General features: G+C 60.9%; 14 protein-coding genes and 1 tRNA gene. 6 read left to right on the top strand and 9 right to left on the bottom strand.

Translation table 11 applies throughout. The features are described from left to right. Positions 1-41: 41 nt before the first annotated feature. From CENROD_RS03145 to CENROD_RS03135, 3 genes are all read right to left on the bottom strand, one after another. Positions 42-3047 (bottom strand): type I restriction endonuclease subunit R, encoded by a 3006-nt coding sequence (locus tag CENROD_RS03145; RefSeq protein WP_022771637.1) that lies wholly within the window; start codon positions 3045-3047, stop codon positions 42-44. A 588-nt stretch (positions 3048-3635) separates the two neighbouring features. After that, positions 3636-3926 carry a type II toxin-antitoxin system RelE/ParE family toxin gene (locus CENROD_RS03140; protein ID WP_022771636.1) on the bottom strand — a complete coding sequence of 97 codons (291 nt, stop codon included), beginning with the start codon at positions 3924-3926 and terminating at the stop codon, positions 3636-3638. Continuing rightward, positions 3927-4193 (bottom strand): type II toxin-antitoxin system ParD family antitoxin, encoded by a 267-nt coding sequence (locus CENROD_RS03135; protein WP_022771635.1) that lies wholly within the window; start codon positions 4191-4193, stop codon positions 3927-3929. Positions 4194-4474: 281 nt separating this feature from the next. On the opposite strand from CENROD_RS03135, the gene CENROD_RS12360 reads away from it, so the two are divergent. From CENROD_RS12360 to CENROD_RS03110, 5 genes are all read left to right on the top strand, one after another. Then, a complete protein-coding gene (locus CENROD_RS12360; RefSeq protein ID WP_081699804.1) occupies positions 4475-5188 on the top strand; it encodes a TetR/AcrR family transcriptional regulator in 714 nt (237 codons plus the stop codon). Between the two features lie 28 nt (positions 5189-5216). Continuing rightward, complete coding sequence (locus CENROD_RS03125; RefSeq protein ID WP_022771633.1) at positions 5217-6356, top strand: efflux RND transporter periplasmic adaptor subunit; 1140 nt, start codon at positions 5217-5219, stop codon at positions 6354-6356. Further along, on the top strand, positions 6353-9421 hold the full coding sequence (locus tag CENROD_RS03120) for an efflux RND transporter permease subunit (RefSeq protein WP_022771632.1): 3069 nt from the start codon (positions 6353-6355) through the stop codon (positions 9419-9421). Before CENROD_RS03125 ends, CENROD_RS03120 begins: the two co-directional genes overlap by 4 nt. A 19-nt stretch (positions 9422-9440) precedes the next feature. Further along, entirely contained in the window at positions 9441-10817 is a 1377-nt protein-coding gene (locus tag CENROD_RS03115) for a DUF389 domain-containing protein (RefSeq protein ID WP_022771631.1), read from the top strand. 229 nt (positions 10818-11046) lie between these two features. Further along, on the top strand, positions 11047-11805 hold the full coding sequence (locus CENROD_RS03110; RefSeq protein ID WP_022771630.1) for a class I SAM-dependent methyltransferase: 759 nt from the start codon (positions 11047-11049) through the stop codon (positions 11803-11805). 44 nt (positions 11806-11849) lie between these two features. Here CENROD_RS03110 and CENROD_RS03105 read toward each other — a convergent pair whose 3' ends face one another. The 4 genes from CENROD_RS03105 to CENROD_RS03090 form a co-directional block, all read right to left on the bottom strand. Next, the gene (locus CENROD_RS03105; RefSeq protein ID WP_022771629.1) at positions 11850-13673 is read right to left on the bottom strand and encodes a methyl-accepting chemotaxis protein; all 1824 of its coding nucleotides are present in this window, start codon (positions 13671-13673) and stop codon (positions 11850-11852) included. Positions 13674-13708: 35 nt separating this feature from the next. Continuing rightward, positions 13709-15442, bottom strand: a complete 1734-nt coding sequence (locus CENROD_RS14470) for a methyl-accepting chemotaxis protein (RefSeq protein ID WP_022771628.1) — start codon at positions 15440-15442, stop codon at positions 13709-13711. Between the two features lie 132 nt (positions 15443-15574). Further along, entirely contained in the window at positions 15575-16027 is a 453-nt protein-coding gene (locus tag CENROD_RS03095) for a cache domain-containing protein (protein ID WP_022771627.1), read from the bottom strand. Positions 16028-16144: 117 nt separating this feature from the next. Continuing rightward, positions 16145-17806, bottom strand: a complete 1662-nt coding sequence (locus tag CENROD_RS03090) for a methyl-accepting chemotaxis protein (RefSeq protein ID WP_022771626.1) — start codon at positions 17804-17806, stop codon at positions 16145-16147. 347 nt (positions 17807-18153) lie between these two features. Between CENROD_RS03090 and CENROD_RS03085 the strand changes: the two genes are divergently transcribed. Next, a tRNA-Leu gene (locus CENROD_RS03085) sits at positions 18154-18238 on the top strand. 205 nt (positions 18239-18443) lie between these two features. Here CENROD_RS03085 and CENROD_RS03080 read toward each other — a convergent pair. Together CENROD_RS03080 and CENROD_RS03075 are read right to left on the bottom strand one after the other, a co-directional pair. Beyond that, on the bottom strand, positions 18444-18875 hold the full coding sequence (locus CENROD_RS03080) for a hypothetical protein (RefSeq protein ID WP_022771625.1): 432 nt from the start codon (positions 18873-18875) through the stop codon (positions 18444-18446). A 63-nt stretch (positions 18876-18938) separates the two neighbouring features. Further along, positions 18939-20075 carry a response regulator gene (locus CENROD_RS03075; RefSeq protein ID WP_081699803.1) on the bottom strand — a complete coding sequence of 379 codons (1137 nt, stop codon included), beginning with the start codon at positions 20073-20075 and terminating at the stop codon, positions 18939-18941. Position 20076 lies beyond the last annotated feature (1 nt).

Here is a 20076-nt window from a genome sequence, read left to right as displayed (position 1 = left end):
GGTCGCGGCATTCGTTGTGTCTTAGTGGTATGGAACAAGGTTCACGGTTCATACGCAGAAAGTCCTGAAATATCACGGCCACCGGCGCGTTTGGTGAGCAGAGGGAGGAGGTCTTCCATCAGGGCGAGTTCGGCCTGGGTGCGGGCTTTCCAGCCGAGGTCGAGCGGGGCCATGAGGTCGCCGAGCTGCTCGCCATCGAAGATCATGCGGTCGAGGATGCCGTCCACAAAGGCTTGCAGTGCGGCGGTGGCGAGGCCATGTTTTTGGGCGATGGCGGCGAGTTCCTTAGCGTTCTTCTCCACCTTGAAGCGGGTGTAGCCCTCGCGGATGGCGGATTCGCTGAGACCCTCGCCGGCCTTGAGAGTGCCGATGTATTCGGCGATGTCGTCGCGCTCGTTCATGAACTTGGCATCGGCGCTGATGAGGCCGATGAGTTCCTCGCGGGTCATCTTCGACTTGCCCGGGCCTTTTTCCGAGAACTTGGCGATGAGGCCCATGATGTAGTCGTAATCAATGACGGCGGAGGCGAAGAGGACGAACTCGAAGTCGAGCTGGTCCACGGGGCTGTCGGTGCCGGGTTTGTTGCCACTCTTGCCCTGCTGATCCCGAAGCTTTTTGGCGGTTTCCAGATACTGGCCTTTGAAGCCGCGCAGGTTTTCCTCGGGCAGCACCTGCTCGATGCTGGCTTTGTTTTCCTGGGTGAGGTCGGTGTATTGGTCGAGCTGGGTTTTGAGGCGCTGGACTTCCTTGAAGTGGGTGATGAAGGCGGTGCGGGCCTCGTCGCCCTTCAAATTGGCGACGGCGGAGGGGGTGCAATCCAGCCCCTGAGACTTCATGAAGCTGTCCAGCTTTTGCATGGCGGTCTCCAGCTTCTGGATGACCACCGGTGCCTTGTCCACGAGCCAGATTTCCCGCGCCTGCTCGCCGGTTTTCTCGCCGGAGAAGAGGGCGATGGCGGCATCCACTGAATCCTGCTGTTGGCGGAAATCGAGGATGTTGCCGTAGGGCTTGCTGCCGTTGAGCACGCGGTTGGTACGGGAGAAGGCCTGGATCAAGCCGTGGTGCTTGAGGTTCTTGTCCACATAGAGCGTGTTTAGGAACTTGGAATCGAAGCCGGTGAGCAGCATGTCGACGACGATGGTGATGTCGATCTTCTGCGCCGAGGGGTAGTCGGCATTCGGCCACTGCTGGTCTTTGATGCGCTTCTGTACGTCCTGGTAGTAGAGATCGAACTCGCCGAGGCGGTGATTGGTGCCGTAGCGGGCGTTGTAGTCGGCGAGGATGGCCTTGAGCGCGGCCTTCTTGCCCTCGGGGTCTTCCTCGTTGTCGGCCTGCTCCTGCGGAAGGTCTTCCTGAATCTGCTTCACATCGGGATCGCCCTCGGCGGGCGGGGAGAAGACACAGGCGATGTTCAGCGGCTTGAAGTCGGGATCGGCGGCCTGTTTCTCGGCCTGCATGGCCTTGAACTGCGCGTGATATTCGATGGCATCATTGATGGACGCGGTGGCAAGGATGGCGTTGAAACGTCGGCCGCCGGTGGCGGCATCGTGCTTGGACAGGATGGCTTCGATGACGGCCTTCTTCGCGAGCGGCTCGCCGGGCTTCGGCAGCTTCTTGCCTTTCGGCTTGAAGTAGTCGACGTGGAAGCGCAGGACGTTGCCGTCCTCAATCGCGTGAGTGATGGTGTAGGCATGAAGCTGCTTCTGAAAGAGGTCCGCCGTGGTGCGCATGGAGGCCTGCGTGTCCTCGATCTTCTGCTGCGAAGCGTTGGCGTCAAAAATGGGCGTGCCGGTGAAGCCGAAGAGCTGGGCCTTGGGGAAGAACGCTTTGATGGCCTTGTGGTTCTCGCCGAACTGCGAGCGGTGGCACTCGTCGAAGATGAAGACGATGCGGTGGTCCTTCAGGGCTTCGAGTTGCTCCTTGTAGGTGGCCTGGCCGTTTTTGCTGCGCTGCTTGTTGCGCTTGCTGTTTTCGTCCAGCGCGAGGCCCAGCTTCTGGATGGTGGTGACGATCACCTTGTCGGCGTAGTCCTCTGAAAGCAGGCGGCGCACGAGGGCGGCGGTGTTGGTGTTTTCTTCGACGCAGCCTTCTTGGAACTTGTTGAATTCCTCGCGGGTCTGGCGGTCGAGGTCTTTGCGGTCCACGACGAAGACGCATTTGTGGATGTGGTCGTTCTCCTTTAGCAGCGTGGAAGCCTTGAAGGAGGTGAGCGTCTTGCCGCTGCCGGTGGTGTGCCAGATGTAGCCGTTGCCGTTGTCCTCATCAATGCACTTCACCATGTGCTGCACGGCATAGACCTGGTAGGGCCGCATGATCATGAGCTTTTGCTCCCCGGCGAGGAGCACCATGTAGCGACTGATGGTCCGGCCGAGGTCGCACTTTTTCATGAAGCGCTCGGCGAAGGCGTCGAGTTGGATGATCTTGCGGTTGTCCTCGTCTGCGAACTCATAGATGGGCAGGAAGCGCTCGTCGGCGTTGAAAGCGAAGTGACGGGCGTTGTTGTTGGCGAAGTAGTAGGTGCGGTCGCGGTTGCTGACGATGAAAAGCTGCATGAAGCAGAGCAGCGTCTTGGTGTAGCCGTTGCCGGGGTCGTGCTTGTATTCGACGATCTGCTCCATGGCCCGGCGCGGATTCACGCCGAGGGTCTTCAGCTCGATCTGCACACAGGGCACGCCGTTGATGAGGAGGATGACGTCGTAGCGGTGGTGGCTGTTGTCCGTGTTGATGCGCAGTTGGTTGATGACCTCAAAGTGGTTTTTGCACCAGTCCTTGAGGTTGACGAGGCTGTAATTCAGCGGCGTGCCGTCGTCACGGGTGAAGGCATTGATGCTGCGTAGGGTTTTGGCGGCGGTGAAGACATCCGGTGTAACGATCTCATCGAGCAGGCGAGCGAACTCGGCTTCGGTGAGGCGCACGCGGTTCAGGGCCTCGAACTTTTCGCGGAAGTTCTGCTCCAGAGCGGCGCGGTCAGTGATGTCCGAGCGGTATTCGTATTTAAGCCCCGTCAGTTTGTCGATGAAGCCTTGTTCGATTTGTTGTTCAATCATTGTTTTTGTTCTCTGCGATCTTGGTTCCACCGTTAGAAACCCATGGCGTTGGTAACTATCCGAAAATATTCACTTCTTTCAAATATTGAATATTCTGAAGCATTTCACTTCAGGATGTTCACTTCTGACGTCGTGTGGCCGCATAACGCAGAGCTAATCGGCACCGATAGGCGGCCGGGTTGAGCGCCGGGTGTGCGCCCAGCATGGGCGCGAACGTATGGGGTGGAAGTCCCCTGTGGGAAAACCGGATTGGACTCATCGTGAGCTTGTGAGCAATAGTAACTACTAGCCGACGGCAAGGGCTGCTTCGCGAGAAGTAGTCAGCAGCAAGAACTATTGGCAGATGTCCAGAACCCCGGTTATCAATCAGGCCATATCTAACAGGCCATATCCAACGTGTGGTTACAGGAGCAGGGTTTGCTGAGTGTGAAAGACCTGTGGTGCAAAGCACAGGGATACATGGGTAGGAAGCGAAAGACTTTGTCGAGCGAGTCGACTTGTTGAACCGCCCACTGCGGACCCGCACGGTGGGTGGTGTGGGGGGCGACGGTTAGAAGCCGTTGCCTACCCGATTAGGGCGCATTCGCGTCATTGGAACTGTTCGTCAATGTCTTGCGAGCCATGCAGAACTCGAACAACGTCGATTCCGTCGGGTAGCGGCTCGAAAAAGACGACGTACCGGCCGAAGGGAAGGCTGCGGATTCCAGGCGACAGTTCGTCTCGAGCACGTCCCATTTTGGGTTGGGTTGCCCACAGTGCCAGGCGCTCATCCAATCTGTCGATCCAGCGATCAGCCTCGACAACGCTGTCATCGGCGATGTACAGCCAGATTTCGAGAATGTCGGCTTCGGCCTCCGGACGCCGCGTTACACGTGCCATCTACGCCGCGCTCGCCTTGGCCGCTTGGCGGGTGCGGGCCTTCTTCTTCAGCGCTGCCGCATCCCAGGGTTCACTTGGACCACTCTTCAGACCTTTGCGGACCTCGCTGCGCAGTTCCTCCAGCTTCACCTGACGTAGGCGGTCCTGCTCTTCCATGAGGCGAAGTGCCTCACGTACGACCTCGCTGGCCGACGTGTAAAGGCCAGAACTGACCTTTGCTCGAACCATCTCCTCAAGCTGAGGAGTAAGGTTGACGTTCATGCCCATGATTCATGTCTCCTGTCGAGAAGAGCGAGGTTATCAGGGAATGTCAATGTTTGACATACTAAAGTGAACCTCGAATTCAAGACAAAAATTTAAGATGTTCACTGCGGACCCGCACGGTGGGTGGTGTGTGGGGCGACGGCTAGAAACCGTTGCCTACCCGATTTTGTCGACGGGATGCACTATGCCCAAGACCCAAGACCCTAGGCCCTAGGCCCCAAGACCCATGGCGCCCTCGCTAGAATTTGGTTGAGTAACCAAATCGGCGCCATTCCGTCGTCCTCATGACCGTTTCCTCGCCGCTGCAGCCGCCTATCCAGCCGCCACCGATTCAGCAGCCAGCCCCGCCATCGATGCCACCATCGATCCAGCCGCCGCCGTACACAGATTCCGATTCCAGCGTTCCGGGCCGGATTGTGGAAGCGGCGGTGCAACTGGTGCATCGGGATGGGATGCGCGGGCTGAGCCAGGCACGTGTCGCGGCAGCGGCGGGGCTGCGGCAAAGCCATCTCACGTACTACTTTCCCACACGGCAGGCATTGATTCAGGGCGTGGTGCAGGCCCTGTACGCGGAGATGGTTCGCACTATCGGCGCAGTCATGGAATCGACCGCTGCGCAGGAGGACACCCTCGGCGCCGTGCGGGCTTTTTTCTCGGACATCGTGCGCAAGCCTGTGATGGGGCGGCTGATGGTCGCGCTGATGTACGCCGCAGACGAATCACCGCCGATGCGGCAGTGGCTTGGAGAGTTTGACCAAGAGGCCCTGCGCGTGCTGGGCCAGGTTTTTGCCCGATTGGGGAAAGAAGCTACCGAAGACGAGCTGGCCTGGTTCCATGCCACCCTGTCTGGATGCGTGCTACGCAGCGCGCACACCGATTCCCTTGCCGTGCGAGACGAGACGTTGCGCGTGGTGCAACTGGCCTTGGACCGGATCGTTGCAGGGTGCCCGTGCGTTCCACGGTCCCCACCCCCTTGCGTTGTGGATAGTGCGTTGTGAACACTTTGGAGTTTTTTTGGAGTTTTGTATGCCCCATTTTTTTGTGCCCCCTGGTTCTGCGGTGGCGTTCCTGAGATCAACCCAACGGGCTGCGGCATGGGCTGTAGTGGCCTGCACCCTGGCCGCCTGTGGCCCCGGTTCTGGCAAACCCCAAAGCCAGCCAGCTTCTGCAGCGCAAACGGTGACGGTAGCCCAGGCCGTGACGCAAGAGTGGCCCCGCATGGTGACAGCCCAAGGGCAGGTCGCCGCGTGGCAGGAGGCCGTGCTGGGCGCGCGGGTCACGAACCTGCCGCTCGTCGCAGTGCTGGCCGATGTGGGAGACCGCGTTCGCAAGGGGCAACTGCTCGCACGCTTTGACGACCAGACCGTGCGCGCCGAGCTTGCCCAAGCCCGCGCAGCCCTGGCGGTGGCCGTAGCCAATGCGCGGCTGGCGGATGCCAATCTGGCGCGAATGCAGTCCCTACGGCAACAAGGCGCCGTTAGCGCCCATGCGCTGGAGCAAGCGCAGGCGCAAGCCCAGGCCGCGCAGGCCCAGCAAGCCTTGGCGCAGGCGCAAGTCACCAGCCAAGACTTGCGCTTGCAGCATTGCGAGGTACGCGCAGTGGACGATGGCGTGGTGTCTTCCCGCGCTGCGTCGTTGGGCCTGGTGGCCGGCCCGCAGGGGGGAACCGAGCTATTCCGGCTGATTCGCCAAGGCAGGCTGGAATGGCGTGGGGAATTGAACGCCACCCAGCTTGCCATGGTTCGGCCGGGGCAGCGCGTAGCGCTGACCCTGGCAGACGGCAGCCTCGCGCAGGGAACAGTGCGGCAGCTCGCTCCCTCGCTCGACCCCGCAACGAGGTTGGCCTTGGCCTACGTCGATCTGGAACCCGGCAGCCCAGCACGTGCGGCCATGTACGCCAATGCGACGATCGAAATCGGTCGCAGCCCCGCACTGGCTCTGCCAGCAGAAGCCGTGGTGTTGCGTGACGGACGGTCGTCGGTGTTCGTCGTGGCCGAGGCGGGTCGCGTCAGGCAAGTACCGGTCGAGACAGGCCGCCGCGAGAACGAGCACATCGAAGTCATCCGGGGCTTGCAGGCTGGGCAGAAGGTCGTGGTGCGCGGGGCGGGGTTCCTGTCTGACGGGGATCTCGTCCGCGAGGCACAGCCCGCTGGGGGAACGCGATGAATCTGGCTACGTGGTCGGTTCGCAAGCCTACCCCCAGCGTCCTGCTTTTCGTGCTGTTGACCCTGGCGGGGATTTGGGGTTTTCGGAACCTGGGCGTCCAGCACTTTCCCGATCTTGATTTGCCGACGATCAATGTCATGCTGGTGCAGCCCGGCGCTGCGCCTGCGCAATTGGAAACCGAGGTCGCCCGCAAGGTCGAGGATGCGATGGCCACGCTCCAAGGTCTTAAGCACCTGCGCACCAGCGTCACCGACGGGCGCGTCGCCATGTACGCGGAATTCGACATTCGCCGTCCGTTGTCGGACTGCCTGCTCGACGTTAAGGACGCGGTGGATCGGGTGCGCAAAGACTTGCCCGCAGACGTAGAGGAACCCCAAGTCAACAAGGTGACGATCGCCCCGGGCGGGCCGATGCTCACCTATGCCATTTCCCACAGCGCCATGGACGAGGAAGCCTTGTCCTGGTTCGTTGACGACACGGTGTCCCGCGCTGTGTTGCGTGTTCCCGGTGTCGGGCAGTTCACCCGCGTCGGCGGCGTGCAGCGCGAAGTGCAGGTCGAAGTCGACCCCGCGCGGCTGGCTGCGGTGCGTGCCACAGCGGCGGACGTTTCCCGCGCGCTGCGGCGTGTGCAGCTTGAAGCTTCTGGCGGGCGCGGGCAGCTTGGGGGGGCGGAGCAGGGCGTGCGCACGCTGGCGACGGTGCGGCGCGCCGAAGAATTGGCTGCCTTGCCGATCGCGCTGGCGGATGGGCGTTCTCTGCGGCTCGACCAGGTCGCCACGGTGCGGGACACCACCGCGCAACGCACGCAAGCCGCCTTGCTCGATGGCAAGCCCGTGGTGGGCGTGCAGATCGCCCGCACCCGGGGCTACGACGAAACGCGCATCGCCGAAGGAATAGCGCAAGCGCTGGAGGCCCTGCAACGCAAGCATCCCGGCATGGGGGTAACGGTGGTTCGGTCTACGGTGGACTTCACGCTGGAGCAATACCGGGGGTCGATGGAGATGCTCTATGAAGGGGCAATCCTGGCTGTGCTTGTGATCTGGTGGTTTCTGCGCGACTGGCGTGCCACCCTCATTGGGGCTGCTGCGCTGCCACTGTCGATCCTTCCTGCCTTTGCCGTGATGGCGTGGTTCGGCTTCACCCTCAACACCCTGACTTTGCTGGCGTTGGCGGTGGTCGTCGGCATCCTGGTCGATGATGCGATCGTCGAGGTCGAAAACATCGCACGCCATCTGCGCGGCGGCAAATCCGTGCTCGACGCCACGATCGACGCCGTCGAGGAAATCGCGCTGGCGGTCGTCACGACGACGGCCACGCTGGTCGTCGTGTTCGTTCCCACGGCATTGATGAGCGGTATTCCAGGGCTGGTGTTCCGGCAATTCGGCTGGACGGTTGTCGCTGCGGTGCTGGCTTCGCTACTCGTCGCGCGGCTGATGACGCCTGTGATGGCCATGTGGTTGCTGCGAGGCGGACATTCGCACGATGCAGACGGGCGCTGGATGCAAGGCTACTTGCGGATGGCAGGGTGGTGCATCCGTCACCGCAAGACGACGCTGCTGGCAGGGTTGGCGTTTTTCCTCGGTTCGCTCGCGCTGGTGCCTCTGCTGCCCACGGGTTTCGTCCCCCCGCGCGACGAAGGCAGTACGAGCATTGCGATGGAACTGCCGCCGGGGGCGAGCCTGGAGCGTTCGCTATCGACGATCGAAGAAGTACGCCAAGCCATTGCGGACGTCGAAGGCATCCGCGCCGTGTTCGCCACGGTGGGGGCGCCGCCGCTGGCTTCCGGCCCCGGCAGCGGGCCGCTGATCGGGGAACTGCGCAAAGGCAGCCTGACGCTCGTGCTGGCCCCGCGTGGCGAGCGCCCGACGCAACAGCAGGTCGAAGACGCGGTGCGGGAGCGCCTGGCGGGGATTGCCGGGGTGCGGTTGTCGATAGGGCAGGGCACCGGCAAGAAGCTGCAAGTCATCCTTGCCAGCCAGGATGCCCCCACGCTGCGTGCCACGGCCCTGCAGGTGGAACGCGATTTGCGGGGGCTGCCTTTTCTGAGCGGGATTGCCTCGACGGCAAGCCTGGAGCGCCCGGAAATCACCGTGCGGCCCCACGCGGCGCTGGCGGCGGAACGGGGAGTGAGCACGCAGGCTATCGGCGAAACATTGCGTATTGCCTTGTCGGGAGACGTGGACACAGCGCTGTCGCAATGGAATCTGGATACCCGGCAAGTCGATATTCGGGTGCAGGTGGGCGATGCCATTCGCCATGATCTCGACGCGATTGGCGCGCTGCGGGTGCCGGGGCGCGGCGGGGTGCTTGTTCCCCTGTCCAGCATCGCGGAGCTGCGCGTGGAAAGCGGGCCTGCGCAGATTGACCGCTACAACCGCGAGCGCCAGGTCACGATCAACGCAGACTTGGGGGGCTATTCGCTCAGCCAAGCCATCGAGGAACGCAACGCCTTGCCGTCGATCCGGTCGATGCCTGCCAGCGTGCGGTTGATCGAAAGCGGAGATGCCGAACTGATGGTCGAAATGCTTGGTGGTTTTGCCATGGCCCTGCTGACCGGGATCTTGCTGGTATACGCCGTGCTGGTGCTGTTGTTTCACGACTGGTTTTTGCCGATCACCATTCTTTCTGCGGTGCCGCTGTCGCTGGGCGGGGTATTCGTCGCCGTGTTGGCTGCGGGCTATGAATTGGGAATGCCCGTGCTCATCGGCATGGTGATGCTGCTGGGCATCGTCACCAAAAATTCGATTCTGCTTGCGGACTTTGCCGTGATGGCGCATGAAACGCGCGGCATGGCGCTGGTGGACGCGCTGATGGACGCTTGCCACAAACGCGCCCGCCCCATTCTGATGACCACGGTCGCGATGGTCGCAGGCATGTTGCCGTTGGCGTTGGGGCTGGGCGGCGATGCGAGCTTTCGCCAGCCGATGGCGGTGGCCGTGATCGGCGGGCTGGTCACTTCCACGGGGTTGAGCCTGCTCGTCGTCCCCGTCGTCTTTCTCTACGTCAGCGATCTGGAAGCCTGGCTGCGCAGTTTTTTGCCGGGTAGGGAGAAGGCTGGAAAGTAGCCTGGAAGGAGAAACACCCATGCATTTCTATTGGCTATCCGAATCGTTTCGCGCGCGATTCAGCTTGATGACGGACAAGGCGAGCAATGCGGAGATCGAGCGCCGTATTCGCGATGGCGTCGAGCTGCGTGGAGCGACGCCGTGGATTTTGATGTTCGCGATCCTCGTTGCGTCGATTGGTCTCAATGTCAATTCCACGGCTGTGATCATTGGCGCGATGCTCATTTCTCCGCTGATGGGGCCCATCATGGGGGTCGGGCATGGCGTGGCGGTGTACGACTTCGCGCTGGTTCGACGGTCTTTTTGGAATCTGGCCATTGCCACGCTGATCAGTCTGACAGTTTCCTCGCTGTATTTCCTGGTCACCCCGTTGTCAGATGCGCAGTCCGAACTGCTCGCACGCACGTCGCCGACGTTGTGGGATGTACTCATCGCACTATTCGGGGGGCTGGCAGGAATCGTCGGGGCCACGCGGGAGGAACGCTCGCACGTTGTTCCCGGGGTGGCCATTGCCACGGCGCTGATGCCGCCGCTGTGTACGGCGGGGTATGGGCTGGCCACGGGACAGTGGGCGTATTTCGGCGGGGCGTTCTACCTGTACGCAATCAACTGTGTCTTTATCGGGGTGGCGACCATTCTGGGAATTCGCGCCCTGCGGTTCCCTTACCACAACTTCGTCGAGAAGGGGATGGAGCGCAGGGTGCGCTTGGTTTTGCTAGTGGTGGCAGCGGCTACGTCGTTGCCTGCTGCGTATCTGGGTGCCAACCTTGTTCGCGACCAGTTGTACAAGGGCCGTGCGCTGGAATTCGTTCGTCGGGAATTCGTCTTTCCCAACGTGTACGTTGCATCAGCCAAAGTTGATGTGCATGCACGGAGGGTGGAGGTGTCGTTGATCGGAGATCCCGTTGATCGCGCCCGGCTCGACGAGGTCGAGGCCCGGATGCAACGTGACGGGATGGAGGGAACGCAATTGGCCGTTCACCAGGCCAGCGAGAACGACAAGCTCGACGTGACCGCATTGCGCACCTCGCTGTTGGGCGATTTGTATCGCGACAGCCGCGAGGCTTTGCGTCAAAAAGACGCAGAACTCGAACAATTGCGCAAGGAGCTGGCGCAGCGGGACGGTATGCGCAACATGGCCGACGATCTGGCGCAGGAAATACGCGCTCAAGTTCCCAGTGCAGGCGTGGTCGTCGTAGCCGAAGGCCTCAGGAAAGATAGGGACTCCACAAAACCCGCACTGGTGGTGCATATTGCCAGCAGCGCGCCGGTCGATGACGAATCCCGTACTCGTCTGCGTGCCTGGTTGCAAGTGCGTACCAAAGCAGATCCAGTGCTGCTGCAAGTGGAAGAACCTCCGCCGCCACCGCCTCAACGAGGCCAGAAGAAGCGCTGAGTTTGCACAGGGGAGGTATGGGAAGTATGGGCGAACGAAGGGACGATGTAGTCAGCCGTTGGCCGGGCTGGCACATGCTCTACAAATATGTTCGACAAATCCAAGCCAAGAAGATCGCGTGAATAGGAAAGTCGTGCAGTGGTTTCTCGAATCCCTGCGCAGCGGGAGAGGGGCTGGGGGGTGAGGGACACTGCATGACTTTCCTGATTCGGGGTGTATACACAACGTCATGGCAGTTATGGAAGATGTGCTTCTTTTGATCGACCTCCACCAACATGCCTTAAGACAAGGCCCCGGTGGGGAAGAAGAGACCCGCCGCGCCATCGAATTGGCTGGCCTGGCCAAAGGGCGCAGGTGGAAGATCGCCGACATTGGCTGCGGCACCGGTGCATCGACGCTCGTTCTTGCGCGGGAACTTGACGCCGACATCACTGCGGTCGACTTGCTGCCGGAGTTCCTCGCCGTATTGCAAGAGCGTGCGGCGCGGCTAGGCTTGGCCCACAGCATCACAACCCTGGCAGCATCGATGGATGCGCTGCCATTCGCTCCGGCCTCGCTGGACGCGATCTGGTCAGAGGGGGCGATATACCAACTGGGTTTCGAGAGGGGGGCCCGGGAATGGCGCAGATTCCTCCGGCCCGGGGGCATCCTCGCAGTCTCGGAACTCACGTGGCTCACGACGAACCGCCCGCAGGAACTGGAAGCCCACTGGGTGGAGCAGTACTCGGAAGTGGGCTCAGCCGCATCCAAAATGGCCGTGCTCGAACGCAACGGCTACTCTCCGCTAGGCTATTTCGTGTTGCCGGAACGTTGCTGGTTCGAAGCCTACTACCGGCCGATGCAGCGAAGATTCCCAGCCTTTTTGGCGGAACACGGCACCAGCGAGGCAGCACGAGCCATCGTTGCGTCGGAGGAGCAGGAAATAGCGTTGTACGAACGCTATAAGGCGCATGTGGGCTACGGCTACTACATTGCGCGAAAGTTGTAGCCAACCCAATCTGATCAACCCAATCTGACCCTCGCCCCACGCAATCAAAAAGTCTCGAAATCATCGGCGGGCGCTGCTTTGGCTGGCGGCGCCAAGGGTTTGGGGGCTGCGCTGCGTGGTGTGGCTTTGGCAGCCGGGGCGGGGGCAATGCGCCGAGGGGAGGAGGTGCGCGGCGTTTGCATGGCGGGGCGCGCTGCACGAACAGGGGCATGGGACACCATCGATTGCATCGCCGGGGCATGCCTATCGCCGGCGCTTTCCACAAGGCGGAACACGGACACGGTCTGAACGAGGTTCTGTGCCTGGGAATGCAGACTCGTTGCCGCCGCAGCCATTTCCTCGACGAGCGCGGCGTTTTGCTGGGTGGCTTGATCCATTTGCGCAACTGCGTCGCTGACTTGGGTGACGCCCAGGCTCTGTTCCTTGCTGGCGGAGCTGATTTCCCCCATGATGTCCGTCACGCGCTGGATGGCTGTCACCACTTCCTGCATGGTGTTCCCCGCTTGATCGACCAGGGTGCCGCCTTGTTCCACGCGCTCGACGCTCGTCTGGATCAGCGACTTGATTTCTTTGGCGGCTTCGGCGCTGCGGCCGGCGAGGCTGCGAACCTCGCTGGCGACGACCGCAAACCCGCGTCCCTGTTCACCGGCCCGGGCTGCTTCCACGGCGGCGTTGAGTGCGAGGATATTGGTCTGGAAGGCGATACCGTCGATCACGCCAATGATGTCGGCAATTTTGCGCGATGCCTCATGGATTCCCCGCATCGTCTCGACGACCTGGGCAACGACTTCCCCGCCTTGCAATGCCACCGTGCTGGCGTTGCGCGCAAGATTGTTTGCTTGGGCGGCGTGGTCTGCGTTCTGCTTGACCTGGGCGTTGAGCTCTTCCATGCTCGCTGCGGTTTCTTCGAGCGCGCTGGCCTGGCTTTCGGTGCGGGCAGAAAGGTCGCTGTTGCCTTGGGCAATGTCTTGGCTGGCGGTGGAAACACCGTGCGAGTTCTGCCGCACTTGGTGAACGATCCGGGTCAGGCTGTCCTGCATCGCATGCATGTTATGGAGCAAGATGCTGGGTTCGTCGCTTCCCCTGGCTTCGAAGGTGGACGTCAAATCCCCATCGGCAATACGCCGCGCCACATCGACGGCTTGGTTCAGAGGCTGGAGAATCGACTGGGCAATCTTCCAGCTCAACAGCGCAACGACGAAAGCGCTGGCGATACATAGCAACCAGGCGATGTTGTGCAGCCAGTCGGTTTGCGCAATCAGCATCTCTCCTTGCTGTTGCAACCGCTGCGTTTCCGCATCGACGATCGCCTGCACGCTGTCTTGCAGAGCCAGGCTGGCTTTGTCGAAGCGCTCCATCAATGGGTTGCCTTCGGCAGGACCACCACGCACATAGGCTTGCGCCATCTCTACGCCTAAGGTGTAGTAGGCATCGAAATCTGTCTTGGCCTGGGTGAGCTTGCCTAACAAATTCCGGTGCATGTCGTCGGCACTGTTGGCGCGGGATGCGTCCTCCAATGTTTTGAGCCCGGCGAGGAACCCATCCCGATGCTTGCGGGCCAGATCGAAACCATCGTTCAGCCCATCCTGTCCGCGTGTGGCCGAGACGTCTGAAAGGAATTGCTGTACCTGCACCACGTGGCGCTGTAGTTCTTTCGCCAAGATGGCATGCTGCGCATCGACACCGAGCGCCTGCGTGACGCCGGCTTCGATGCGTGCGAGGCCTACCCAGAACCAGAGGGAAAACGCAACGAAGAACAGTACGGGAATGCCAGCGCCAAACCATAAGCGTGACGCGATGCCAAAGCGGGTCAAAAAAGATACGGAGGGGGGCGATAAGTTGCTTGTAGTGGTGCTGGTGGTGCTCATGGAAACTCCTTGGGGGCTGCTTCGGAAAATCAGAATCAGAAAGTTTCCCAGTTGTCCTGGGCAGTAGACGGAGCTGCACGCGGTGGCGACGACGGCGTGGGAGGAGGGGAGGTAGCGGAACGCGCAGCAGCACCTTTGGGCACCCCAGCGCCACGCCGATCCTGCCCTTGGAAGCTGGCAGCCTTGGCTGGATGCGCACGAACCTGCACGCGGGCCAGCTCGGTAACGGAGGTATCGCTGGTGCCCAGGCGGAACGCGGAGACGACATGCACCAACTCCTGCGCCTGGCTTTGCAGGCTGCCGGCTGCTGCGGCCATTTCTTCGACGAGGGCGGCGTTTTGCTGGGTCGTCTGATCCATTTGCATGACCGATTCCCCGACCTGGCTGACCCCTTGGCTTTGTTCGGCGCTGGCCGTGCTGATTTCGCCGACGATGTCTGCAACGCGCTTGATCGCGGTGACGACCTCGTTCATTGTCGATCCTGCCTGGTCCACGAGCGTGGAACCCTGCTCTACCCGTTCCACGCTGGCTTGGATCAGCGTCTTGATCTCACGGGCGGCTTCGGCGCTGCGGCCAGCGAGGCTGCGCACTTCGCTGGCGACGACGGCGAAGCCTCGGCCTTGTTCGCCAGCGCGCGCGGCCTCGACGGCGGCATTCAGCGCGAGGATGTTGGTCTGGAAAGCAATGGCATCAATCACTTGGATGATGTCGGCAATCTTGCGCGAGGCATCGTTGATACCCTTCATCGTGTGGACGACTTCGGATACGACTTGCCCCCCATCGACGGCGACGAGACTCGCATTCATCGCGAGCTGGTTGGCTTGGTGCGCGTTGTCGGCGTTTTGGCGGACGGTGGAGCGAAGCTGATCCATGCTTGCTGCCGTTTGTTGTAGCGCACTGGCCTGGTTTTCCGTGCGACTGGAGAGATCCTGGTTCCCCTGAGCGATTTCCGTGCTCGCGGCGGCGACGCTTTCAGCATGCAGGCGTACTTGGCTGACGACGCGGACAAGGCTGGCCTGCATCGTTGCCATGGCATGCATCAGGTCACCGAATTCGTCGTGCAGGTCGGTGCTCGTATCAACTGTCAGGTTCCCGGCGGCTACGTCCCGCGCCACCTGCGTTGCACGCTGCAGCGCGTGGACGATTTTTGTTTGCAGCCACCAAGATACCCATACGGCGGCAGCGGCAACGAGCACCCCCAACATGGTCAATGTCCAATGCGCCTGGGAAGACTCGGTATCCCCTTCCTTGCGGGCGGCATGCGCCCGGGCCTCCAGTTCTGCTTCCCATTTTTGAATGTCTTGGTGCAAGGCAGTGAAGGTGGTATCGGCCCCTTGCATCGCGGCGATGGCGGTGTTGGGGTCGATGGTCGCCAAATCCATGGCGGAATCGACCTGTTTGGCGTAGTTTCCGAACAGGGTACGCAGCGCTTCGACAGTCCCGCGAGTCTCGGCGTTTGCAGTAGGCGCCAGTTCATCCATGTTGCGCTGTAGTGCGGAAAGCTTTCCGGACAGACTGGCGCGGAAGGCGTCGATGGCTGCTCCATCCATCGACCCAACGATGCCCAGTGTCCGGTATACGCTGGTGTGCGCTGCAGCCAACCCAGACTCAATGCTGGCAAGGTTGGTGAACTGGGCCAAGTTCTGATCAAGGCGGGTGTAGGTCTGCTCTGCCGCTTGCCTGACTAGGAACGTGCCCACCTGGGCGGACAGAAGCAAAGCCAAAGCCGTGCATAACGGGGCCAAAATCAGTTTGGTGCTCAGTTTCATGGGTAATCCTTGCCTGATGGGGGAACCGCACTACAGCGTATTCCAGCGCACGATGAATACATGGTGGGGCCTGAGGCGAACAGGCCACTGTGCGGGAAATGGCGGCCCGAACTGCGAATGGACTACCAATGGCTACTTGTAGATGCCACCGCAGACAGCAGTGTCGTCAAGCTTTTCGCAATACATCCGCTTGGGTTCGATTTTGCGAGATACCGGGTTGGTAAATTTGTAGTCCTGCCAAAACGTACCCTTGGATGCAGCAAGTTGTACACGCTCGCGAACAAAAGCCTTGCCGTCGATGTCGCGCAGGTCGATGAGGTTTTTTCCGACCATCTTCTCGTTGGCGCCGTGGGCACGCACTACGCCATCTAGCCCATACACGACGAGGTATAGATCCCGATCGACAAATTGGCCCGACTTATTGCTGATTTCCGCGTACCCTTTTTCCTTGCCGTTGGCTTGGATAAAGGCGACTCCCTTGCGAACCAAAGCCACGGCTTCGTCGGCAGTGGCTTTGGTGGGGGTTTGGGCAACAGCGCAGCACGCAGCCGCGATGCCTGTGAGCAGGCAAACGATGCTTTTCATGGAAATACCTCCCGGAAAAAAACGACGAATCTTGGCCAAGCATCCAGTCTGCAATATGCCGACTGGCGCGGCGTAGTATCGGACGATTTCCTGGAGGCAATGTGCGCCCCCGCGCGCTTAAGAAGTGCGTGTCGGCAGTCGCGCCGTGCCAGCCCATTGGTGGGTCTGGCGGGGAGCGTATCCGCCGTTGCCCCGCGTCGGGGCCGGGGTCAGGGGGTGCAATGCCGCGCTGGAAGACGCACCCATCTTGTCTTGGCAGTTTGTGAGTTGAAACTGCGCAACGGTATCGACCAGTCCCCGCGACTGGCTTTTGAGGCTGTCCGTTGCTGCGGCCATTTCCTCGACGAGGGCGGCGTTTTGTTGCGTGGTTTGGTCGAGCTGGCCCAGGGCTTCTCCCACCTGCCGCACCCCCTGGCTTTGTTCGGAACTGGCCTGGCTGATGGCTCCCATGATCTCCGCCACGCGCTGGATTGACTGCACGACTTCCTGCATGGTCGACCCCGCCTTGTCGACAAGCTGCGTTCCCGATTCGACCTTTTCGACGCTGTCGTGAATGAGGGTTTTGATCTGCTTGGCAGCTTCGGCACTGCGCACGGCCAGGCTGCGCACCTCGCTGGCAACGACGGCGAAGCCTCGGCCTTGTTCGCCAGCGCGCGCGGCCTCGACAGCGGCATTCAGCGCGAGGATGTTTGTTTGGAACGCGATGCCGTCGATCACTTGGATGATGTCGCTGATGCGGCGGGAAGACTCGTGAATGCCCCGCATCGTGTCGACCACTTCTCCCACGACTTGTCCACCTTGTACGGCTACGACGTTGGCGCTGCTGGCAAGGTGGCTGGCTTGGACCGCGCTGGTGGCGTTTTGGTTGACCGTATCGCTCAGGGTGCCCATGCTCGCGGAAATTTCATCGAGCGCGGTGGCCTGTCCTTCGGTGCGTGCCGAAAGGTCGTTGTTGCCGGAAGCGATTTCCGCGCTGGCGCTGGCGATGCCTGCTGCGGAATTGCGTACGTCCATCACCAACTGATGGAGTGCCTCGCGCATCTTGACCACAGTACCCATCAGACTTTGCGCGCTACCATGGTTGTCGATTGGCGTACACAGGTTCCCCTCGGCCACGGATTGCAGGGCTTCACGGGCTGCGGTCAATTCGCCGCCCAGTTCCAGGCGCAAGGTTCTACGCAGCCCAATGTTGAGCACCAGCGAGACGAGGATCGCTATTGCAGCCAAGATGATTGACCAAATCGTGGCGATACGGGCGCGGTCACGGAAATGCTGGTACGTCTCCTCGGAAATCTGTTTGGCGTACTTGCCTTGCTCCAGCAGTTCGGCGCGCAACTGGTGCCATGCGGGGGTTTCTTCCTGGGTGATCATGTCCTGCACGTCAGCGCCCCCACGTAGGGCGGACAGCACGTTGTCCTGCACGCGGGCATGTTGTTGCCGCAAAGGAACCAGGCGGGCCAGCGGACCTTCGAGCTTGCAGCCTTTGGCGGCGATTTGCGCTTGGTCAAAGGCATCAGCGTATGCCTTCTGCGCCGTTTCCATGTTTTTGTACGCGGTGGGGTTTTGGGGGTCCAGCGCTATATTGCGCAGCGCTTGCCCCATTTGGAGGCCATTGGCGTACATGTCGGTCAGCGCAGTGCGAACGGCTTGCTCGCTGCCAACATAGTGCTCGAAATCGCCTTGTGCGCTGATCAATGCAGCAATGCCGTTGACGATACCCACGACGAACAGGACTGCCGGAATGACAGCAAACGTGACGATCTTGGAACTAAATTGCATAACGGTGCTTGTCCCCTCTGAATGGACCACGAATGATGCACTGGGCTGGACGATGTGCGAAAAAGCCGCACACCGGCGCGGGGGCGCAGGCTCCGTGCTAGGGTGCAGATCGTACCCCCCTGTGTATCGACGTCCCTGGCTTCACAGGCGCACGCTATACAACGCTATGCAATAATCAAACGCTAAGAACTTGTTTCAGTAGGCAGGCGAGCCGAAGCAGTGTGCGTGGCGCCGGAGCGCAGGAACTGGAATGTACGTACAGTACATGAGGATGCCGAGCACCGCCGCCGCGTGCAATGCGATGGCGCAGCTCCAAATGAAATAGCTCCAACTGGAATAGGTTCTCAGCCCGGGTGGTGAAATAGGTAGACGCAGGGGACTCAAAATCCCCCGCCGCAAGGCGTGCCGGTTCGATTCCGGCCCCGGGCACCAGAAAATCATTGCGCTGCGAAGAAAAAATTACAAAACCACTGCGGAAAAGTGATTGTTCAGCGCGAAAAAAGTCACAGGAAAAGTTACAGGATGCGGGCTGTATGCGGCTTGTAGTATGCGGGTTGTATATGGCCCGCTTTTTTTTGCCCGCTTTTTGTATGCGCATCAGGCTCCATGGGGTTGCTGGTCGGTCTATGGGGCGGGGCTATAGCCCTGCTTGCCGTGCAACGATGCGTATGCCTGCAGGGGCATCGTGCTCGAACACATACCCTATCGCTCCTGGGGTGGATTGGACAAAGCGCAGCACTTCTGCAGTGCTGCCGAGCGTCGTAGGGGGAATGCCCTTGCCGATATAGCGGCGCACCGTCCAGTAGGCTGTGTATTTGTCTTCGTCCTGCTGCAGGAATTGCTGGAGGAACTGCATCCGTTCCGGTGTCCCGGGACGGGTGGCTACCGGGATGATCGGAATGCCTGCCACTGCAACGAACCGTCCCGTATAGAGTTTGGTGATGGTATGCGCGTCCATCTTGGGGACATCGCTGTGGCCAATCACAACGATGCCTGCTGCCATTGCCGAAGGGCTGAACCCCAGGGCCAGGCACCACAGCAGCAAGCAGACATGGCGCAGAGTGGGCATCTTTGCTTGCTTACGACAGGGCGGGGAGTAGGGAACGGTGTACGGGGGCTGCGCCTACCGTGCTCACAATGTTCTCCATTGGCTGGCGACGCGCAAAAAGTCTTCCCGGGAAGCCAGAAAAGCGTCGACCATATCGGGGTCGAAGTGGGTACCGCGACCGTCGATGATGATCTGAAACACCTCCTCGGCTTTCATCGGGCCTTTGTAGGGGCGGCGGGACATCAATGCGTCGAAAACGTCCGCCACCGCCATCAACCGAGCCGACAAGGGAATGGCGTTGCCAGCCAACCCTTGGGGGTAGCCAGTGCCATCCCATTTTTCGTGGTGGCATCCGGCGATTTCCGTGGCGATGCGGAGAAATTCGCCCTGATCTCCCATGTGCTCGCCAGCCTGGGCAAGCATCTCGCACCCCCGTTGCGCGTGGGTTTTCATGATCTCGAATTCTTCGGGGGTAAGCTTGCTTGGCTTGAGCAAGATATGGTCGGGAATGGCGATTTTGCCGATGTCGTGCAGCGGGGCAGACTTGCTGACCTGTTCCACGTAGTGTGAGGTGATGAAGGCGCGGTAGTGGGGGTGTTCGCTCAATTTGTGGGCAAGCAGGCGCACATATTCCCGGGTACAGCGAATGTGGTTGCCTGTGGAATCGTCCCGAAATTCGGCCAGCGACACCATCACGCAAATCAGGGCATCCTGCAAGCGGTTGACTGCGGTGAGCCGTTCGTTGACCTGCTTGCGCAGCCATTCGTTTTGGTCGAGCAGGAAAGACCGCCAAGACTGCACTTCAAGCTGGGTTTTGATCCGGGCCAACACGGTCGGCGCGCTGATGGGCTTGCGGATGAAATCTGCCGCGCCGATCGCCAGCCCCAGTGCTTCATGTTCGGGGTCGGTATCCGCCGTCAGAAAAATGACGGGAACCCGCGCGGTGATTTCCGCAGTCTTCAACCGTCGGCATACCTCGAAACCGTCCATGCCAGGCATCATCACATCAAGCAGAACCAAATCAGGCACGGCGGCCATGGCCAGTTCCAGGGCCTTGGGCCCATTGTTGGCAATGCGCACCCGGTACCGATCCTTGAGCAGATGGGACAGCAGGCTCAGGTTGGCCGGGGTATCGTCGACAACAAGCACCATGGCACGCTGTGCCGCAGGGCTTCCACCTTGCACGCAACAATGGGTAGCAGAGGGCAGTGCGGGTTCCATA

Source organism: Candidatus Symbiobacter mobilis CR, from assembly GCF_000477435.1.
In the GTDB taxonomy this organism is placed as follows: Bacteria; Pseudomonadota; Gammaproteobacteria; order Burkholderiales; family Burkholderiaceae_C; genus Rhodoferax; species Rhodoferax mobilis.
This window is presented reverse-complemented; position numbering and strand designations above follow the sequence as displayed.

Bases quoted from the DNA above. Each gene is read 5' to 3' on its own strand.
- CENROD_RS03145 (WP_022771637.1), bottom strand. From the start codon at position 3,047: ATGATTGAACAACAAATCGAACAAGGCTTCATCGACAAACTGACGGGG.
- CENROD_RS03140 (WP_022771636.1), bottom strand. From the start codon at position 3,926: ATGGCACGTGTAACGCGGCGTCCGGAGGCCGAAGCCGACATTCTCGAA.
- CENROD_RS03135 (WP_022771635.1), bottom strand. From the start codon at position 4,193: ATGGGCATGAACGTCAACCTTACTCCTCAGCTTGAGGAGATGGTTCGA.
- CENROD_RS12360 (WP_081699804.1), top strand. From the start codon at position 4,475: ATGACCGTTTCCTCGCCGCTGCAGCCGCCTATCCAGCCGCCACCGATT.
- CENROD_RS03125 (WP_022771633.1), top strand. From the start codon at position 5,217: ATGCCCCATTTTTTTGTGCCCCCTGGTTCTGCGGTGGCGTTCCTGAGA.
- CENROD_RS03120 (WP_022771632.1), top strand. From the start codon at position 6,353: ATGAATCTGGCTACGTGGTCGGTTCGCAAGCCTACCCCCAGCGTCCTG.
- CENROD_RS03115 (WP_022771631.1), top strand. From the start codon at position 9,441: ATGCATTTCTATTGGCTATCCGAATCGTTTCGCGCGCGATTCAGCTTG.
- CENROD_RS03110 (WP_022771630.1), top strand. From the start codon at position 11,047: ATGGCAGTTATGGAAGATGTGCTTCTTTTGATCGACCTCCACCAACAT.
- CENROD_RS03105 (WP_022771629.1), bottom strand. From the start codon at position 13,673: ATGAGCACCACCAGCACCACTACAAGCAACTTATCGCCCCCCTCCGTA.
- CENROD_RS14470 (WP_022771628.1), bottom strand. From the start codon at position 15,442: ATGAAACTGAGCACCAAACTGATTTTGGCCCCGTTATGCACGGCTTTG.
- CENROD_RS03095 (WP_022771627.1), bottom strand. From the start codon at position 16,027: ATGAAAAGCATCGTTTGCCTGCTCACAGGCATCGCGGCTGCGTGCTGC.
- CENROD_RS03090 (WP_022771626.1), bottom strand. From the start codon at position 17,806: ATGCAATTTAGTTCCAAGATCGTCACGTTTGCTGTCATTCCGGCAGTC.
- CENROD_RS03080 (WP_022771625.1), bottom strand. From the start codon at position 18,875: ATGCCCACTCTGCGCCATGTCTGCTTGCTGCTGTGGTGCCTGGCCCTG.
- CENROD_RS03075 (WP_081699803.1), bottom strand. From the start codon at position 20,075: ATGGAACCCGCACTGCCCTCTGCTACCCATTGTTGCGTGCAAGGTGGA.